Source organism: Flavonifractor sp., from assembly GCF_019422385.1.
Classification (GTDB): domain Bacteria; phylum Bacillota; class Clostridia; order Oscillospirales; family Oscillospiraceae; genus Flavonifractor; species Flavonifractor avistercoris.
Genome location: NZ_JAHZDL010000062.1, coordinates 1 through 15,400, shown reverse-complemented (window position 1 = coordinate 15,400; position 15,400 = coordinate 1). Strand labels below are relative to the sequence as shown.

The window sequence follows — 15,400 nt, the reverse complement described above, 5'->3', positions numbered from 1 at the left end:
ACGAGTCCGACCGCAACGGCATGCGGGTGGTCATCGAGCTCAAGCGGGACGCCAACCCCCAGGTGGTGCTCAACCGGCTCTTTGCCCAGACCCAGCTGCAGACCACCTTCGCCATCAACATGCTGGCCCTGGTGCAGAACCAGTCCCAGCCCAAGATCCTCTCCCTGCGGCACATCCTGGACGAGTATATCGCCTTCCAGGAGGAGATCATCGTCCGCCGCACCCGCTTTGACCTGAAAAAGGCCCAGGAGCGGGCCCACCTGCTGGAGGGCCTGCTGATCGCCGAGGAGAACATCGACGCGGTGATCCAGACCATCCGGGAGAGCTACGACGACGCCAGGGAGCGGCTGTGCGCCCGCTTCGGCCTGGACGAGGTGCAGGCCCAGGCCATCCTGGACATGCAGCTCAAGCGGCTCCAGGGCCTGGAGAAGGAGAAGCTGGAGAACGAGTACAGGGAGCTGGAGGCGCGCATCGCCTACTTCAACGAGCTGCTCGCCAGTGAGGAGAAGATCCGCGGCGTCCTCAAGGAGGAGCTCACCGCCATCCGGGACAAGTACGGCGACGAGCGCGTCACCGAGATCCAGGACGTGGAGGACGAGATCGACATCGAGGATCTCATTGAGGAGGAGGAGTGCGTCTTCACCCTCACCGCCGGCGGCTATATCAAGCGCACCGCCGCGTCCTCCTACAAGGCCCAGCGCCGGGGCGGCAAGGGCATCACCGCCATGGCAACCAAGGAGGAGGACTACGTGGACACGGTGTTCACCGCCTCCACCCACGACTTTATCCTCTTTTTCACCAACAAGGGCCGGGTTCACCGGAAGAAGGGCTACCAGATCCCCGAGGCCGGCCGCACCGCCAAGGGCACCAACCTGGTGAACATCCTGCCCATCGAGTCCGACGAGAAGGTCACCGCCATGATCCACCTGCGGGACTTCCCCGAGGATCGCTACCTGGTGATGGTTACCCGCAGCGGCACCGTCAAGCGCATCCAGCTCTCCTCCATCCACACCGCCCGCAAGGCGGGCATCCGCTGCATCACCCTGGAGGAGGGGGACGAGCTCATCTGCGTGCGGGAGACCGACGGCAATCAGGCCATCCTCATCGCCACCCACGACGGCATGACCATCTGCTTCCACGAGGACGACGTGCGCTGCATGGGCCGGGACGCCTGCGGCGTGCGCGGCATCAAGCTGCGGGAGGGCGACTGGGTGGTGGGCGCCGCCCGGGCCAAGCGGGATCACCAGGTGCTGATGATCACCGAGCACGGCTACGGCAAGCGCACCGAGATGGACGAGTATATCCGCGCCGACGGGCCCCAGAAGCGGGGCGGCTTCGGCCTGAAGGGCTATAATGTCACGGAAAAGACCGGCCCCGTGGTGGGGGTCAAGGTGGTCAGCGACGCCGACGACATCCTGGTCATCAACGACGCCGGCGTGATCATCCGCATGGCCGCCGCCGGCATCTCCACCTACAGCCGCGCCGCCCAGGGCGTGAAGATCATGAACCTGGAGGAGGGGGTCAAGGTGATCTCCTTCGCCCGCACCGACCACGAGGAGGACGAGGAGGAGCCCGCCGACGCCCAGGCCGCCGGGGACGCCCCCACCGGGGAGGAGTAAGCAATGGGCAGAAAGCGCGTCACCTACCGGCCCAGCAAGGCCGGCTCCGTCTTCGGCGGCGTGGCGGGGATCATCTTCGTGGGCATCGGCCTGTTTGTGGCCATCCCCGTATTCGGCCCCTTCGGCGTGCTGTGGACGCTCCTGGCCGCCGGCATCACTGCCGCCAGCTTCTACCAGGCCTTCGGCAAGAAGTATACCGGCCCGGAAATCCACATCGAGGACGAGGAGTGTGGAAAACCCGAGGACGTGCAGCAGCGTCTGGAGACCCTCCGCGCCCTCTATGAGCAGAAGCTCATCACCCCGGAGGAGTACGAGCGCAAGCGGCAGGAGATCCTCAAGGAGCTGTAAAAAGCAGTCCCGTCCGGCGCGGACACGCCGTAGGGGCGGATATCATCCGCCCGCTTGCCCCTGCAACCGCCTGCCCCGTGGGGCGCGACGACTCGGCGCGCCGTCCACCTGCCAGGGGGCCCCTCGCGGGGCGCGCCGCTTTTTTGAAGGTGGCTTCGCTGGATTTTTATCGGAAGCGCCCCCGGCGCCTCCGACGCGGCGGGCGCCCCCATTTCTTCCCGAAGAAATGGGGGGAAAGAAGGGCCGGGGGGCTTTCCGCCTTTTCAAAAAGGAGGCTTCGCATGGATTTTCATCGAAGGCGCCCCCGGCGCCTTCGACCCCAGCCCCCCAAACGGGGGCTCATGGCGGCGGTGGGCTGTACGGACAGGGCAAAGACCGGGCTGGCATTGCCGCCCGCTCTATTGGCAGTCGTGTCACAGGCGCTGCCGCGCCTTGGGTGGCACGCATCGGGATTACCCCGCAGGCCCTGATGACCGCTGTGCTGTACCGGCCTGGCCCGCCGGGCCGCCGTCGGTGCCATGCCTCTGAAAAAGCGGGGCACTTGCGGCGGCTGTCCGTGGGGCGCGACGACTCGGCGCGCCGTCCGCAGGGACGCACCTGATGAACCCCTGCGGCGTGCGGATATTGGATAAAGGAACCAAAACATGAAAACAGTCACCATTTACACCGACGGGGCCTGTTCGGGCAATCCGGGCCCCGGCGGGTGGGGGGCGATCCTCCAGTACGGGGAGTTCCGCAAGGAGCTCTCCGGCGGGGAGGCCCACACCACCAACAACCGGATGGAGCTCACCGGGGTGATCACGGCGCTGGAGGCGCTGAAGGAGCCCTGCATTGTGGAGCTCTACTCCGACTCCAAATACGTCATCGACGCCCTGCAAAAGGGCTGGGCCAAGGGCTGGAGGGCCCGGGGCTGGGTCAAGGCGGACAAGAAGCCGGCCCTCAACCCGGATCTGTGGGAGAGGCTGCTGGAGCTGTGCGAGAAGCACACCGTCCGCCTCCACTGGGTCAAGGGCCACGCTGACAATCCCAACAACAACCGCTGCGACGAGCTGGCGGTGGCGGAGAGCCGCAGGTTCAAGCAGTGAGAAAAGGAGGTTCGTCCATGAAAGTAGCCATCATATTTGCCAGTCAGACGGGGAACACCGCCCAGGTGGCCCTGGCAGTCCGGGAGGGGTGCTCGGGCCACGAGATCGTGGCCTTCGGCCCGCCGCCGGCGGACGTGGGGGAGGCGGAGCTGGTGTTTGCCGGCTCCTGGACGGACAGGGGAACCTGCGCGCCGGAGATGCGGGCGTTTCTCCACACCCTCCACGGCAAGAACGTCGTCCTGTTCGGCACGGCGGGCTTCGGCCTGTCGGAGAGCTATTTCGCCTCCCTGGGAGACCGGTTCAAGGCGGAGCTGCCGGCGGACAGCCGGGTGGTGGACGCCTGGTTCTGCCCGGGGAAGATGCCGCCGGCGGTACGGGAGCGGTATGAGGCCCAGCTGGCGGAGCACCCCGGCGACAAGCGTCTGGAGAACATGCTGGCGGCCTACGACCACGCCAAAACCCACCCGGATCCGGGGGATCTGGAGGGCGCCCGGAGCTTTACCCGGGCCATTCTGAAACGGGAGGAGGAGCGCTGATGTTCCGCGAGCTGAGAAGAAAGAGGCAGGCCCTGTCCCGGGCCGACTGCGAGGCGGTGCTGAGCCGGGGCACCTCCGGCGTGCTGGCCCTGGCCGGCGACGACGGCTACCCCTACGCGGTGCCCCTGAGCTATCTGTATGAGGACGGGAAGCTGCTCTTCCACTGCGCCAGGGAGGGTCACAAGCTCGACGCCGTCGCCCGGTGCGACAAGGCCTCCTTCTGCGTCATCGACCAGGATCGCGTGGTGCCGGAGGAGTACACCACCTATTTCCGCAGCGTGATCGCCTTCGGCCGCATCCGGGTGATCGGGGACGACGGGGAGAGGCGCGCCGCCGTGGAGCGGCTGGCCCTCAAGTACCACCCCGGCGACACGCCGGAACACCGGAACCGCTACATCGACAGCGAGTGGGCCCCCCTGTGCATGCTGGAGATGACGGTGGAGCACCTCTCCGGCAAGCAGGCCACCGAGCTGCTCCAGGCCGGAGAGAAATAATGCAGGACGCGCGCCGGGTGTTGTACCAGGCGCGCGTCTTTCTGCTTTTATTCTGCGGCCTCCACCTGCTCTGTGGTGACCAGGGCATCCCGCTGGAGATATTGGATGGCCCGCAGGGCATAGCCAGAGTCACGGACATCTCCTCCTCAGTGCCCCGAGGTGGCCTTCAGGCCGATGATGCCCACCAGCAGGAGGGCCACAAACAACAGCCGGGCGGGGGAGAGGGACTCGTGGAAGATCACCACGCCCACCACCACCGCGCCCAGGGCGCCGATGCCTGTCCAGATGGCGTAGGAGGTGCCCAGGGGGAGCACCTTGGTGGCCTGGGACAGGAACACGAAGCTGAGCACCATGCCCACGATGGTGCAGACGGTGAACTTGGGCACCGTCAGCCCCTGGGAGAACTTCAGGCAGGTAGACCAGAACACCTCCAGCGCGCCGGCCACCAGCAGGAACAGCCATGCCATAACAAAAAACTCCTCTCCATTTGCCGTAAAAAAAAGAAGCGTGGTTGGTTTGTACCTGCAAAAAGGCCTATCGGTACAAACGCCTGCGCTTCTATTTACCCGGCGGCAAATCTATGAATTTGACAAGGGGAATGATACCATCAATTCCCCGCCCTGTCAAGGGGCCTGCTCCTGATCCACGGGGCGGAGCACCCGGCAGGGGTTGCCCGCCGCCACCACGCCCGGCGGGATGTCGCGGGTGACCACGCTGCCCGCGCCGATCACCGCCCCGTCGCCGATGGTGACCCCGGGCAGGACGGTGACGTTCCCGCCGAACCACACGTCGCTGCCCACGGTGATGGGGGCGGCCTTCTCCTCCCCGGTGGCCCGGTGGGCGGCGTCCAGGGGGTGGATGGCGGTGTAGAACCCGCAGCCGGGCCCCACCAGCACGTTGTCCCCGAAGGTTACCGGCGCGCAGTCCAGGATCACCAGGTTGTAGTTGGCGTAAAAATCCTCCCCCAGGGTGATGTTGCCGCCGTAGTCGCAGTGGAAATCCGGGGTGATGGTGAACCCCGCCCCGGTTTTGCCGAAGAGGGGGCGCAGCAGCTCCATCCGCTCCGCCTCCCGCCCCGGCGGCAGGTGGTTGGCGGCATAGCACAGCGCCACCGCCCGCTGGTGGAGGGCGGCCAGTTCCGGATCACAGGGGAGATACCACTCCCCGGCCAGCATCTTCTCATATTCCGTCATGGGGATTGCTCCTCTCTCAAAAGCGGGCGGCCATTTGGCCGCCCGCTCTGCTCTGCTTTCTCAGCCCTCCGGCTTGGGGCCCTTGTCCCCGCCCCGGGGACGGCCCCGCCAGCGGCGGCGGCGCTTCTTCTCCCCGGACTTCTCCCCGGCGCTCTGGCCCTCGCCCTCCGGCCTGGGGGGGCGCTGCCTGGGGGGCTGCTGGGCGGGCTTGTCCTCCCGCTGGGGGGCGGGCTGCTGCCCGGCCTGGCCGGACTTGGAGCCGCCGCGGCCCCGGCGGCGGGAGCGGCGGGAGCTCCCCTCCGGCTTCTCCTCCGGCTGGGGCTGGGCGTCCACGCCCAGGTGGCTCAGGGCCACGTCCAGGCTGCCCGCCAGATGGCGGGGCTCCTCCGCCGGGGTGACCTTGCGCAGCTTGGCCAGCTCCTCCGGCGGCGGGGGCACGTACCCCTCGGGAATCTTGCCCTTGCCGTTGCGCACCACGCAGATCTCGCAGTTGTGGAAGCACTTGGGGCTCTCCGGCTGCTCCTCCAGGCGCACCTTCACCGTCTCCTTCAGCAGGTTCACCTGGGTGACGGTGCCCACCCCCTCGGGGGTCTCCACAAAGGACTCGTTCTTGGGCATGCGGTGCACCGCGTCCTCATAGGCCTCCTGCTCGTACTTCAGGCAGCACATGAGCCGCCCGCAGGTGCCCGAGATCTTGGTGGGGTTGAGGGACAGGTTCTGGGTCTTGGCCATCTTGATGGACACGGGCTGGAACTCGTCCAGGAAGGTGGCGCAGCAGAAGGGCTTGCCGCAGATGCCCAGGCCCCCCAGCATCTTGGCCTCGTCCCGCACGCCGATCTGCCGCAGCTCGATGCGGGCGTGGAACACCCCGGCCAGATCCTTCACCAGGGCCCGGAAGTCCACCCGGCCCTCGGCGGTGAAGAAGAAGAGGATCTTGTTGCCCTCAAAGCTGTACTCCACCTCCACCAGCTTCATCTCCAGCCCGTGGGCGGCGATCTTCTCCTGGCAGATGGCGAAGGCCTTCTTCTCCTTCTCCCGGTTCTTCTCCACCGTCTCCAGATCCCTGTCGGTGGCCAGGCGGATCAGGGGGCGCAGGGGGGGCACCACCGCCTCATCCTCCACCATGGTGTTGCCCTGGGCGCACTCGCCGTACTCCAGGCCCCGGGAGGTCTCGATAATCACCCCCTGGCCCGGCTCCACCGTCTGGCCCTGGGGGTCGAAATAGTATTGCTTGCCTCCGCTCTTGAAGCGGACGCCGATGATCTCGGTCATAATTTCCTCCGATTCTGTTGAAACGTGGGATTTTCCCCCGGCGGTACCGGCATGGAACCCTTTGTAGGGGCCGACCTGCGTGTCGGCCCGTTCCCACAGGCGGGCGCACACACAGGTGCGCCCCTACTCAGGCGCTCAGCGCCGCGGCCAGCCAGCCGGCCAGGTGGCCGGCGCCGACGTTGTAGGTGAGGGCGTCCCGCAGGCGCTCCGCCGCGGACACCGCCCGGCTGAGGGCCCTGGGGGACAGGGCCGCGGCGGCGTTCCGGGCCGCCTCCCGCCGGACGGGATCGGCCTCGCAGGGGGCGCCGGCGGCGCAGAGCAGGGCGTCCCGCAGCAGCAGGACGGTCTCGTCCAGCACCTGCCGCAGGCCGTCCCGATCCCACTTCTCCAGGGTGACGCAGTGCTCGGCCAGGGCCAGCTCGTCCCGGGCGGCCAGGCGCCTCACCAGCTCCAGCGCGGCGGAGAGGGCCTTGTCCTCCCCGCCGGCCTGCCCCTCCAGCAGGGACACCGCCCGGCCCAGCAGGCCCTCGCACCGCCGGGCGGCCTGCCGCCGCTCCTCCGGGGAACGGTCGGGGAAGCGGCCGGCCAGCCACTCCTCCGCCTCCGCCTCGGTGACGGGGGAGAGGGGGAGCAGCTCACACCGGGAGCGCACCGTGGGCAGCAGGGCGGCGGCGTTGTCGGTGAGCAGGAGGAAGGCGGCGTAGGCCGGCCCCTCCTCCAGCAGCTTGAGCATGGCGTTCTGGGCGCTGGGGTTCATGGTCTGGGCATTTTCCAGGATGTAGATCTTCCGGTCGGCCTCATTGGGCCGGATGTAGGCGTCGGCCCGGAGCTGGCGCACCTGGGCCACGGAGATGTCCTTCCCGTCGTCCCCCGCCCGGACGATGTCCGGGTGGATGCCCGCCAGGGCCTTGCGGCAGCCGGGGCAGGACAGGCAGGGGCGCTCCCCCCCGCCGGTGCACACCAGGGCGGCGGCAAGCAGCCCGGCCAGCGTCCGCTTGCCGGAGCCCGCCGGGCCGCTGAGGATGTACGCGTGGGACAGGCCCCGCCGGGCGGTCTCCAGCTCCAGCTGCCGCTTCAGGGGGCCGTTGCCCGCCAGGCGCGTCAGGTTCATGGGGCCTTACACCCGCTCAAACCGCTCAATATCCACCACGAAGATGGTGGCGCCGCCCACCACCACCTCCACGGGCATGGAGGGGTAGTAGCCGTAGCTCATCTCGCTGGCGGTGGGGATCATCTGCTTGCGGCTGTGGGAGTGCTCCCGGATGATGTCGATGACGGTCTGCACCTTCTCCTCATCCACGCCGATGAGGATGGTCACGTTGCCCGCCATCAGGAAGCCGCCGGTGGTGGCCAGCTTGGTGGACGAAAAGCCCTTCTTGGTCAGGGACTGGGTGACGGTGTTGGCGTCATCGTGGTTGATGATGGCAAGAATCAGCTTCATGATTTCTCCCTCCTATAGAAAAGGTGCTCTGAACCAATCCTATGAAACACACACAGACTGCGGCACGACCGCAATGTCCTCCCGAGTATTATAACCTATTTCATCCAAATATGCGATACTTTTTTTGCAAATTCGCTCTCCCGGGGCCACCACCGGCACCCCCGGCGGATAGGGGGCGATCTGCTGGGCGCACACCCGCCCCTCCGCCCGGGCCAGGGGGAGGTGCTCCCGGGGGGAGAAGAGGGCCTGCCGGGGGGTGAGGACGGCCTCCGGCAGGGGGGGCGGCGGCGGGAAGGGGGGGCAGTCCCCCGGTGTCAGGGTGTCCAGGGCGGCGCGGAGCCGGGCGAACTGCTCCGGGCCGTCGGCGCAGGTGGGGATAAACACCACGTGGCCGGCGTCGGCCATCTCCGGCCACACCCCCAGCGCCTCCAGCTTCTCCTGGGCGGCGAAGCCGCCGGAGCAGCGCAGGACGAACCGGGCCGGGTCGAGAGGGGCGTCCCCCTCCGTCAGGGACGGGTAGTGACGCCGCAGGGCGGCCACCGCCTCCGCCGTCTCCCGGTAGGCCGCCGCCCCCTCCGCCTCCATATAAGCCCGGCACACGTCCAGGGCGGCCATGAGCACATAGGACGGGCTGGAGGAGCCGGTGAGGGAGGCGGCCCACCGCAGCTCCGCCTGGGTGAAGCAGCGGGAGGCCAGCGCATCTGCGGTAGGGCGGGGGCTTGCCCCCGCCGTTCTGGATCCCCCCGCCAGCAGCAGGGCGCTCTGCCCCGGGGCGGGGAGGGTTTTGTGGGCGGACACCACCGCCAGATCGGCGGCGGCCAGGTCAAAATTGCCCAGGAAGGGCAGGTGGGCCCCGTGGGCCCCGTCCACCACCAGGACGGCCCCGTGGGCGCGGCACACCGCCGCCAGGGCGGGCAGATCTGACAACACGCCGTAATATGTGGGTGAGGTAATACAGACTGTCTTGATGTCCGGGCGGGTTTTCAGGGCCTGCTCCACCGATTGGGACGAGACCGGCCCGGTGACCCCCGCCTGGGGCAGCCAGGGCCGCTCCAGGTACACGGGGCGGAGATCCAGCAGGGCCAGGGCGTTATAGGCGGAGCGGTGGCTTCCCCGATCCAGCAGTACCGCGTCCCCCGGCCTGCAGGCCAGGGCCAGGGCGGCCTGCACCCCCTGGGTGGCGCCGCCGGTGAGGAAGAGGCAGTGGGCCATGCGGAACGCCTTTGCCCACAGCTCCTCCGCCGCCTCGATGGCGTCCCCGCCGGAGAAGAGGTCGCCGGTGGGGGGCAGCTCGGTGAAGTCCAGGGCGGACAGGCCCGCCAGCTCGGGGGCGGGGAGGGGGCGGCCCTTGTGGCCGGGCATGTGCATGCGCAGGGGGCGGGCGGCGGCAAAGGCCCGCAGGGCGTCGTACAGGGGGGTATTTTCCACGGTCTCACCTCCGGATGTGGAAACTCTCACAGCAGCCGGGCCAGCCAGAGGCCCAGGGCCAGCTGGGCAATCAGGATGGCGGGCAGGCCGTATTGGAAGTACCAGTGGCGGGTCTTGTGGCGGAAGAGCCACATGCCCGCGATGGCCCCGGGGGAGCCGCCCAGCAGGGCCGCCAGGAAAAAGGTCTTTTCCGGGACGCGGCGGCGGTTCTGCCTGGCCCGCCGCTTGTCCACACCCATGAGGACAAAGTCCAGCATGCTGAGGGCCAGCACCCAGATAAGCAGCCACTTCATAGGCGCTCCCCCAGGGCGGAGACGAAGCCGCCCCGCCGGCGGGTGGTCTCATACCACAGATGAAAGTCGATGGTGAGGCGGTTTCCGCTGTCCAGAATCTCGGCCCGGCCGTCCTCCAGGGCGGTGATGGTGACCCAGTGCCACCAGTCCAGCTCCTTCACCCTGCCGTTGTGGAGGTTGAGGAAGGCCACGGGGCAGTCCCGCGCCAGGCTCCGGCGGACAAAGTCCTCCACCTCCTCCCAGGGGGGCCGCTTGGTTCTGGCCGCCGGGAAGGCCAGCAGGGCGGGGGAGAGGGAGAGCCCCCGGCTGGCGGCGTAGGCCGCCATGCCCTCCACCATCAGCTCCGGCTGGTTGAGGCCGTGGAACCGGGGGGTGACGTAGTCCCACACCCGCACCATGTGGGCGGTGAAGGCCGCCCGCTCCATGACCCCCTCGGGGTAGAGGGGGGCCCACTCCGGCCTCAGCTGGGACAGGTAGGCGAAGATCAGGGCGGCGGCGGTGGGGCCGCAGCCCGCCCGCTGCTGCCACGGGTCGGGGAACCAGTCCTGGTCGGCCCCGTGGGTGACGGCCCCATCCGGGCCGGTGATGTCCATCCACTCCGGATGGGAGACAGATACACGCAAAGCAACCGCTGCCTTTCCTGAGAAATTATACTCAGTATAGCACCCGCGGCCCCTCCCGTCAAAGGTTGCCTTTCCCTCCGGGGGGTGCTATACTGTCCGGGTACGAAGGAAAAAAGGAGGAATCATCCCATGTCCCAGACCTCCCTGACCCAGGGGGACGTGAAGGGGGCTCTGATCCGGTTCGCCCTGCCCTTCCTGGGGGCCTCGCTGCTGCAGTTTCTCTACGGCGCGGTGGATCTCATCGTGGTGGGCCAGTTTGACGACCAGGCGGGCATCACCGCCGTGTCCACCGGCAGCCAGGTGATGCAGGCGGTGACCAACTTCATCATCGGCCTGTCCACCGGCGGCACGGTGCTGGTGGGCCAGTACCTGGGCGCCGGGCGGAGGGGGGACGTGAGCCGCTCCATCGGCACCCTGTTCACCCTCTTCGCCGCCATCGCCGTGGCCCTGGCCCTGGTGTTCGCCCTGTCCACCAACGCCATCGTGGCCCTGATGCAGGTGCCGGCGGAGGCGGTGGCCCCCGCCCGGCAGTACCTGTTCATCTGCGCCTGCGGCCTGGTGTTCATCACCGGGTACAACATGGTCAGCGCCGTGCTCCGGGGCCTGGGGGACTCCAAGCGGCCCATGTACTTTGTGCTGGTGGCCTGCGTCATCAACATCGTGGGGGATCTGCTGCTGGTGGGGGTGTTCGGCCTGGGGGCTGCCGGGGCCGCCATCGCCACCGTGGCCGCCCAGGGGGTGAGCCTCCTTCTGGCCCTGGCGGTGCTGCGGCACCGGGACTTCCCCTTTGACTTCAAGCTGCCCTCCTTCCGGCCCCAGGGGGAGAAGGCGGCCAAGCTGCTGCGGCTGGGCCTGCCGGTGGCGGTGCAGAACGTGCTGGTCACCCTGTCCTTCCTGATCATCACCGCCATCGTCAACCACATGGACGTGCTGGCCCAGTCCGCCGCCGTGGGGGTGGTGGAGCGGGTCACCGGCTTCATCATGCTCTTCCCCTCCGCCTTCATGTCCGCCATCTCCGCCATGACCGCCCAGAACATGGGCGCCGGCCGGCCCGACCGGGCGCGGCAGGCCCTGAAAGTCGGCATCCTCCTGTGCCTCATCGCCGACCTGGTCATGTTCGCCCTGATCCAGGCCTTCCCCGGCCAGGCCCTGCGGCTCTTCACCCCCGACGCCGAGGTGATCCGCCACGGGGTGCTCTACCTGCGCACCTACAGCATCGACTGCATCCTGGTCACCTTTGTGTTCACCCTCAACGGCTTCTACGCCGGCTGCGGCCGCACCGGCTTCACCCTGTTCAACGACCTCACCGCCACCTTCCTGGTGCGGGTGCCGGTGGTGTTCTTCATGAGCCGCATCGCCGGGGTGACCCTGCTCCAGATCGGCATCGCCGCCCCGGCGGCCTCGGCGGTGCAGGTGCTGCTCCAGCTGCTCTACCTGCGCACCGGGCGGTGGAACCGCTCCGTCCTGGGGGAGGGGAGGCCATGACCGCCGAGGTGCTGGCCTTCCTGGGGGGCGACCCCAGGAAGCTCGCCATTTTCGAGGCCTATGAGGCGGCGGTGCTGGCCTGCGGGGAGAGCACCAGGAAGGTGACCAAGACCCAGATTTCCTGGGGAAACCCGTATCTGTTCGCCATGCTGTCCCACCCCCGGCGGGCCGCCGACCGGAAGGCCGGCGCCCTGCTGGCCACCTTCGGCCTCAACCGCCGGCTGGACAGCCCCCGCATCCTCCAGGCCGTGGAGCCCTACCCCGGCCGGTGGACCCACCACCTGCTGCTCTCCCGGCCGGAGGAGGCGGACGGCCAGCTGCGGGCCTGGCTGGCGGAGGCCTACCAATTCGCACAGGCAAAACAGCGTGGGAGATAGAACAAATGTTTGCAATCGGGCCCCTTCTGTGCTATACTCACGGTAGATTGACGCAAACTGACATGAGGAGGGTCTGCCATGAGTGCGCTCACCCCCAAGCAGCAGCAGATCTACGACTTTATTCTCTCCTTCTCCGGCCGCCACGGCTATCCCCCGTCGGTGCGGGAGATCGGGGAGCACGTGGGGCTCAAATCCCCCTCCACCGTCCACTTCCACCTGAAGGGGCTGGAGGCGGCGGGGCTGATCACCAAGGACAAGGGGAAGACCCGGGCCATCACCGTCTGTCCGGAGCAGGGGGAGGCCGTCCCCGGGTCGGGGCAGGTGCCCATTGTGGGCAATGTGGCCGCCGGCGCCCCCATCCTGGCCCAGGAGTGCATCGAGGACTACCTGACCTTCGACACCGGCGGCCGCACCGGGGAGCACTTTGCCCTGCGGGTGCGGGGGGAGTCCATGAGGGACGCGGGCATCCTGCCCGGCGACCTGGTGGTGGTGCACCAGCAGCCGGACGCCAACAGCGGGGAGATCGTGGTGGCCCTCTTTGAGGACGAGGCCACGGTCAAGACCCTGCGCCGGAAGGACGGCCACGTCTGGCTCATGCCGGAAAACCCGGAGTATGAGCCCATCGACGGCGACGGCTGCACCATCCTGGGCAAGGTGGTGGCCGTGGTGCGGAGGTACTGAGGGTGACGCCATGAACTGCATCGTATTTGACGCCCCTGTGGGCCCCCTGGGCCTGGAGGAGGAGGGCGGGGCGCTGAGGCGCCTCTACCTCCCCAACCAGCCGGCGGAGCCGGCGGGGGAGGAGACCCCGGTGCTCGCCAGGGGCCGGGCGGAGCTGCTGGAATACTTCCGGGGGGAGCGGCGGGCCTTCACCGTGCCCCTGGAGCCCCGGGGCACGCCCTTTCAAAGGCGGGTGTGGGACGCCCTGGCGGCGGTGCCCTGGGGGAAGACCGTCACCTACGGGGCGCTGGCCCGGCAAATCGGCAGCCCCGGGGCCGTCCGGGCGGTGGGGCAGGCCAACCACCGCAATCCCCTGCCCATCTTCCTGCCCTGCCACCGGGTGGTGGGGGCGGACGGGTCGCTGACGGGCTACGCCGGCGGCCTGGACATGAAACGATTTTTACTGGAGCTGGAGGGAGCCGCGTATGGGAAAAAATGACCGCTTTCAGATTATCTACACCCAGGGGGTGGCCGACATCACCCGCATCCTGCTGGACACCGAGACAGGGGTGCTCTACCTGGAGATGGCCAGCGGCTACGCCGGGGGGATCACCCCCCTGCTGGACGCCGACGGGAAGCCCATGAAGTGGGCCCCCAGGGAGGGCCAGGCATGAGGCTGGTCACCTGGAATGTCAACGGCCTGCGGGCCTGTCTGGGCAAGGGCTTTCTCGACTTCGCCGCCCGGGCGGACGCCGACGTGATCTGCCTGCAGGAGACCAAGCTCCAGCCCCACCAGATCGAGCTGGAGCTGCCCGGCTATGCCCTGTACTGGAACAGCGCGGAGAAGAAGGGCTATTCCGGCACCGCCGTCTTCACCCGGGTGGAGCCGCTGGAGGTCACCTGCGGCCTGGGCATCGACCGGCACGACCACGAGGGCAGGGTGATCACCGCGGAGTTTTCCGATTTCTACCTGGTGTGCTGCTACACCCCCAACGCCCAGGAGGGGCTGGCCCGCATCGACTACCGCATGGAGTGGGAGGACGACTTCCGGGACTATCTCATGGAGCTGGACAGGGTCAAGCCGGTGATTTTGTGCGGCGATCTCAACGTGGCCCATGAGGAGATCGACCTGAAAAACCCCAAGACCAACCGGGGCAGCGCCGGCTTCTCCGACCAGGAGCGGGGAAAGATGACCGCCCTGCTCTCCAGCGGCTTTACCGACACCTTCCGCGCCCTCTATCCGGACAAGACCGGGGCCTACACCTGGTGGAGCTACCGCTTCAACGCCCGGAAGAACAACGCCGGGTGGCGCATCGACTACTTCATCGTCTCCGACCGGCTCATGCCCCGGGTGGAGGATCAGATCATCCACAGCGAGGTCACCGGCAGCGACCACTGCCCCGTGGAGCTGGTGCTGCGGGATACCCCGTAGTGGGCCGGACACCTGGCCGGCCCACTGTCTGCCGGGGGGCCCCTCGCGGGGCGCGCCTGTGCTGCGCCGCCCAATGAAATACAGCGCCCCCGCGCCGGGATGGCTTGCCATCCGGCGCGGGGGCGTTCCGTTTAATCGCTGAGGTAGTAGGGCTTCATCAGGCTGGGCTGCTCGGTGGAGTCCTTCTGCCCGTTGGAGCGGAGCACCACCTCGGGGGGCCGGCCGGGCCGGCGGCCCTTGGAGCCCCGGTTTTTCTTCCGGCGGGGCTCCTCTTTGTGGAGGGGCTCGGCGGCGGGGGCGGCCTTTTTCTTGTTGGCCTTCTTGGACTGGCCCTGGGGCTGGACGGCCTCCGCCTTGGGGGCCTTGGCCGCCTGCTTGGGCGCCTTGGGCTTTTTGGGGGCCTGTGCGCGGGGCCGGGGGGCCAGCAGGCGGGCGGTGGCGTCCATGATCACGTCGCTGGCCAGGGGGTCGGGCTTGCGGAAGTCGGCAAAGTCCGGCTCCGGCGCGCTGGGCCGGACGGGGTTGGTGGCGGTCAGGGCCTCCTCCAGGGTGGCGCTGCTGCGCTTGCCCCGGTTCCGCCGCTTCTTGGCGGGGGTCTCCGCCAGAGGCTCGGCCTTGGGGGCCTCCGCCTCCATGAGCTTCTGGTTGGCCGCGGCCTTGCGCGCCTCAGCGGCGGCCTTGTTGGCCGCGTCCCGCTGGCGGCGGCGCTCTTTCGCGGCGGCCCGGGCCTCCGCGTCCTCCGGGTTCACCGCCCGGCCCTTCTTGTCCTTGGGGGCGGGCTCCAGAATCTCCATGGGCCAGGGGTGGTTCTCCACCACCGGTACGGCCCTGCCGATGAGCTTCTCGATGGCTTTCAGCTCCTCCTTCTCGTTGATGTCGCAGAAGGAGATGGCGGTGCCGCCGCGGCCCGCCCGGCCGGTGCGGCCGATGCGGTGGACGTAGGTCTCGGGCACGTCGGGCAGGTTGTAGTTGAACACGTGGGAGAGCTCCTCAATGTCCAGGCCCCGGGCGGCGATGTCGGTGGCCACCAGGGCCTGCACCCGGCCGGCCTTGAAGTCGGCCAGGGCCTGCTGCCGGGCGGTCTGGCTCTTGTTGCCGTGGATGGCGGCGGCGG

20 protein-coding genes are annotated in these 15,400 nt (G+C 68.4%); 11 read left to right on the top strand and 9 right to left on the bottom strand.

Annotation, left to right across the window (positions count from 1 at the left end; translation table 11 throughout):
* The 5 genes from QZ378_RS08990 to QZ378_RS08970 all read left to right on the top strand — a co-directional run.
* The coding region (locus QZ378_RS08990; RefSeq protein ID WP_291258024.1) for a DNA gyrase C-terminal beta-propeller domain-containing protein at window positions 1–1,619 on the top strand (1,619 nt) is incomplete at its 5' end.
* A gap of 3 nt (window positions 1,620–1,622) precedes the next feature.
* Window positions 1,623–1,967 (top strand): SHOCT domain-containing protein, encoded by a 345-nt coding sequence (locus tag QZ378_RS08985; RefSeq protein ID WP_191379267.1) that lies wholly within the window; start codon window positions 1,623–1,625, stop codon window positions 1,965–1,967.
* Between the two features lie 644 nt (window positions 1,968–2,611).
* Window positions 2,612–3,052 (top strand): ribonuclease HI, encoded by a 441-nt coding sequence (gene rnhA, locus QZ378_RS08980; protein ID WP_191402770.1) that lies wholly within the window; start codon window positions 2,612–2,614, stop codon window positions 3,050–3,052.
* A gap of 17 nt (window positions 3,053–3,069) precedes the next feature.
* Window positions 3,070–3,588 carry a flavodoxin family protein BilS gene (gene bilS, locus QZ378_RS08975; protein WP_291258023.1) on the top strand — a complete coding sequence of 173 codons (519 nt, stop codon included), beginning with the start codon at window positions 3,070–3,072 and terminating at the stop codon, window positions 3,586–3,588.
* Entirely contained in the window at window positions 3,588–4,082 is a 495-nt protein-coding gene (locus QZ378_RS08970) for a pyridoxamine 5'-phosphate oxidase family protein (protein ID WP_291258022.1), read from the top strand. Before bilS ends, QZ378_RS08970 begins: the two co-directional genes overlap by 1 nt.
* Window positions 4,083–4,228: 146 nt before the next feature.
* Here the strand turns inward: QZ378_RS08970 and QZ378_RS08965 are convergent, their stop codons facing one another.
* The 8 genes from QZ378_RS08965 to QZ378_RS08930 all read right to left on the bottom strand — a co-directional run bounded on the left by QZ378_RS08965 (window position 4,229) and on the right by QZ378_RS08930 (window position 10,332).
* Window positions 4,229–4,549, bottom strand: a complete 321-nt coding sequence (locus QZ378_RS08965; protein ID WP_191379271.1) for a multidrug efflux SMR transporter — start codon at window positions 4,547–4,549, stop codon at window positions 4,229–4,231.
* A gap of 156 nt (window positions 4,550–4,705) precedes the next feature.
* A complete protein-coding gene (locus QZ378_RS08960) occupies window positions 4,706–5,275 on the bottom strand; it encodes a sugar O-acetyltransferase (protein ID WP_291258021.1) in 570 nt (189 codons plus the stop codon).
* Between the two features lie 60 nt (window positions 5,276–5,335).
* Complete coding sequence (locus tag QZ378_RS08955) at window positions 5,336–6,547, bottom strand: stage 0 sporulation family protein (RefSeq protein WP_291258020.1); 1,212 nt, start codon at window positions 6,545–6,547, stop codon at window positions 5,336–5,338.
* A gap of 127 nt (window positions 6,548–6,674) precedes the next feature.
* On the bottom strand, window positions 6,675–7,658 hold the full coding sequence (locus QZ378_RS08950) for a DNA polymerase III subunit delta (RefSeq protein WP_291258019.1): 984 nt from the start codon (window positions 7,656–7,658) through the stop codon (window positions 6,675–6,677).
* 6 nt (window positions 7,659–7,664) lie between these two features.
* Window positions 7,665–7,988, bottom strand: a complete 324-nt coding sequence (locus QZ378_RS08945; RefSeq protein WP_087239700.1) for a cyclic-di-AMP receptor — start codon at window positions 7,986–7,988, stop codon at window positions 7,665–7,667.
* Window positions 7,989–8,027: 39 nt separating this feature from the next.
* Window positions 8,028–9,416, bottom strand: a complete 1,389-nt coding sequence (locus tag QZ378_RS08940; protein ID WP_291258018.1) for an aminotransferase class V-fold PLP-dependent enzyme — start codon at window positions 9,414–9,416, stop codon at window positions 8,028–8,030.
* A 26-nt stretch (window positions 9,417–9,442) separates the two neighbouring features.
* Window positions 9,443–9,709, bottom strand: coding sequence for a DUF1294 domain-containing protein (locus tag QZ378_RS08935; protein WP_191529041.1), 267 nt, complete (start codon window positions 9,707–9,709; stop codon window positions 9,443–9,445).
* On the bottom strand, window positions 9,706–10,332 hold the full coding sequence (locus tag QZ378_RS08930) for a hypothetical protein (protein ID WP_291258017.1): 627 nt from the start codon (window positions 10,330–10,332) through the stop codon (window positions 9,706–9,708). Before QZ378_RS08930 ends, QZ378_RS08935 begins: the two co-directional genes overlap by 4 nt.
* A 129-nt stretch (window positions 10,333–10,461) precedes the next feature.
* Here QZ378_RS08930 and QZ378_RS08925 point away from each other — a divergent pair, with 129 nt between their 5' ends.
* From QZ378_RS08925 to QZ378_RS08900, 6 genes are all read left to right on the top strand, one after another.
* Window positions 10,462–11,817, top strand: coding sequence for an MATE family efflux transporter (locus tag QZ378_RS08925; protein WP_291258016.1), 1,356 nt, complete (start codon window positions 10,462–10,464; stop codon window positions 11,815–11,817).
* A complete protein-coding gene (locus QZ378_RS08920; RefSeq protein ID WP_291258015.1) occupies window positions 11,814–12,194 on the top strand; it encodes a DUF5655 domain-containing protein in 381 nt (126 codons plus the stop codon). The genes QZ378_RS08925 and QZ378_RS08920 overlap by 4 nt, the downstream gene beginning before the upstream one ends.
* A gap of 78 nt (window positions 12,195–12,272) precedes the next feature.
* A complete protein-coding gene (gene lexA / locus QZ378_RS08915) occupies window positions 12,273–12,875 on the top strand; it encodes a transcriptional repressor LexA (protein ID WP_291258014.1) in 603 nt (200 codons plus the stop codon).
* Between the two features lie 10 nt (window positions 12,876–12,885).
* A complete protein-coding gene (locus QZ378_RS08910) occupies window positions 12,886–13,353 on the top strand; it encodes a methylated-DNA--[protein]-cysteine S-methyltransferase (protein WP_291258013.1) in 468 nt (155 codons plus the stop codon).
* On the top strand, window positions 13,340–13,528 hold the full coding sequence (locus tag QZ378_RS08905) for a DUF6440 family protein (RefSeq protein WP_191379280.1): 189 nt from the start codon (window positions 13,340–13,342) through the stop codon (window positions 13,526–13,528). Before QZ378_RS08910 ends, QZ378_RS08905 begins: the two co-directional genes overlap by 14 nt.
* Window positions 13,525–14,286, top strand: a complete 762-nt coding sequence (locus QZ378_RS08900; protein ID WP_291258012.1) for an exodeoxyribonuclease III — start codon at window positions 13,525–13,527, stop codon at window positions 14,284–14,286. The genes QZ378_RS08905 and QZ378_RS08900 overlap by 4 nt, the downstream gene beginning before the upstream one ends.
* A 131-nt stretch (window positions 14,287–14,417) precedes the next feature.
* On the opposite strand, the gene QZ378_RS08895 is transcribed toward QZ378_RS08900, so the two are convergent.
* A partial coding sequence (locus tag QZ378_RS08895) for a helicase-related protein (RefSeq protein WP_291258011.1) occupies window positions 14,418–15,400 on the bottom strand: 983 nt, incomplete at its 5' end.

What these genes read in the sequence shown, in the direction of transcription:
- QZ378_RS08970 (WP_291258022.1), top strand. Translation starts at nt 3,588, where the DNA reads ATGTTCCGCGAGCTGAGAAGAAAGAGGCAGGCCCTGTCCCGGGCCGAC.
- lexA (WP_291258014.1), top strand. Translation starts at nt 12,273, where the DNA reads ATGAGTGCGCTCACCCCCAAGCAGCAGCAGATCTACGACTTTATTCTC.
- bilS (WP_291258023.1), top strand. Translation starts at nt 3,070, where the DNA reads ATGAAAGTAGCCATCATATTTGCCAGTCAGACGGGGAACACCGCCCAG.
- rnhA (WP_191402770.1), top strand. Translation starts at nt 2,612, where the DNA reads ATGAAAACAGTCACCATTTACACCGACGGGGCCTGTTCGGGCAATCCG.
- QZ378_RS08910 (WP_291258013.1), top strand. Translation starts at nt 12,886, where the DNA reads ATGAACTGCATCGTATTTGACGCCCCTGTGGGCCCCCTGGGCCTGGAG.
- QZ378_RS08920 (WP_291258015.1), top strand. Translation starts at nt 11,814, where the DNA reads ATGACCGCCGAGGTGCTGGCCTTCCTGGGGGGCGACCCCAGGAAGCTC.
- QZ378_RS08925 (WP_291258016.1), top strand. Translation starts at nt 10,462, where the DNA reads ATGTCCCAGACCTCCCTGACCCAGGGGGACGTGAAGGGGGCTCTGATC.
- QZ378_RS08955 (WP_291258020.1), bottom strand. Translation starts at nt 6,547, where the DNA reads ATGACCGAGATCATCGGCGTCCGCTTCAAGAGCGGAGGCAAGCAATAC.
- QZ378_RS08985 (WP_191379267.1), top strand. Translation starts at nt 1,623, where the DNA reads ATGGGCAGAAAGCGCGTCACCTACCGGCCCAGCAAGGCCGGCTCCGTC.
- QZ378_RS08905 (WP_191379280.1), top strand. Translation starts at nt 13,340, where the DNA reads ATGGGAAAAAATGACCGCTTTCAGATTATCTACACCCAGGGGGTGGCC.
- QZ378_RS08950 (WP_291258019.1), bottom strand. Translation starts at nt 7,658, where the DNA reads ATGAACCTGACGCGCCTGGCGGGCAACGGCCCCCTGAAGCGGCAGCTG.
- QZ378_RS08960 (WP_291258021.1), bottom strand. Translation starts at nt 5,275, where the DNA reads ATGACGGAATATGAGAAGATGCTGGCCGGGGAGTGGTATCTCCCCTGT.
- QZ378_RS08965 (WP_191379271.1), bottom strand. Translation starts at nt 4,549, where the DNA reads ATGGCATGGCTGTTCCTGCTGGTGGCCGGCGCGCTGGAGGTGTTCTGG.
- QZ378_RS08945 (WP_087239700.1), bottom strand. Translation starts at nt 7,988, where the DNA reads ATGAAGCTGATTCTTGCCATCATCAACCACGATGACGCCAACACCGTC.
- QZ378_RS08935 (WP_191529041.1), bottom strand. Translation starts at nt 9,709, where the DNA reads ATGAAGTGGCTGCTTATCTGGGTGCTGGCCCTCAGCATGCTGGACTTT.
- QZ378_RS08900 (WP_291258012.1), top strand. Translation starts at nt 13,525, where the DNA reads ATGAGGCTGGTCACCTGGAATGTCAACGGCCTGCGGGCCTGTCTGGGC.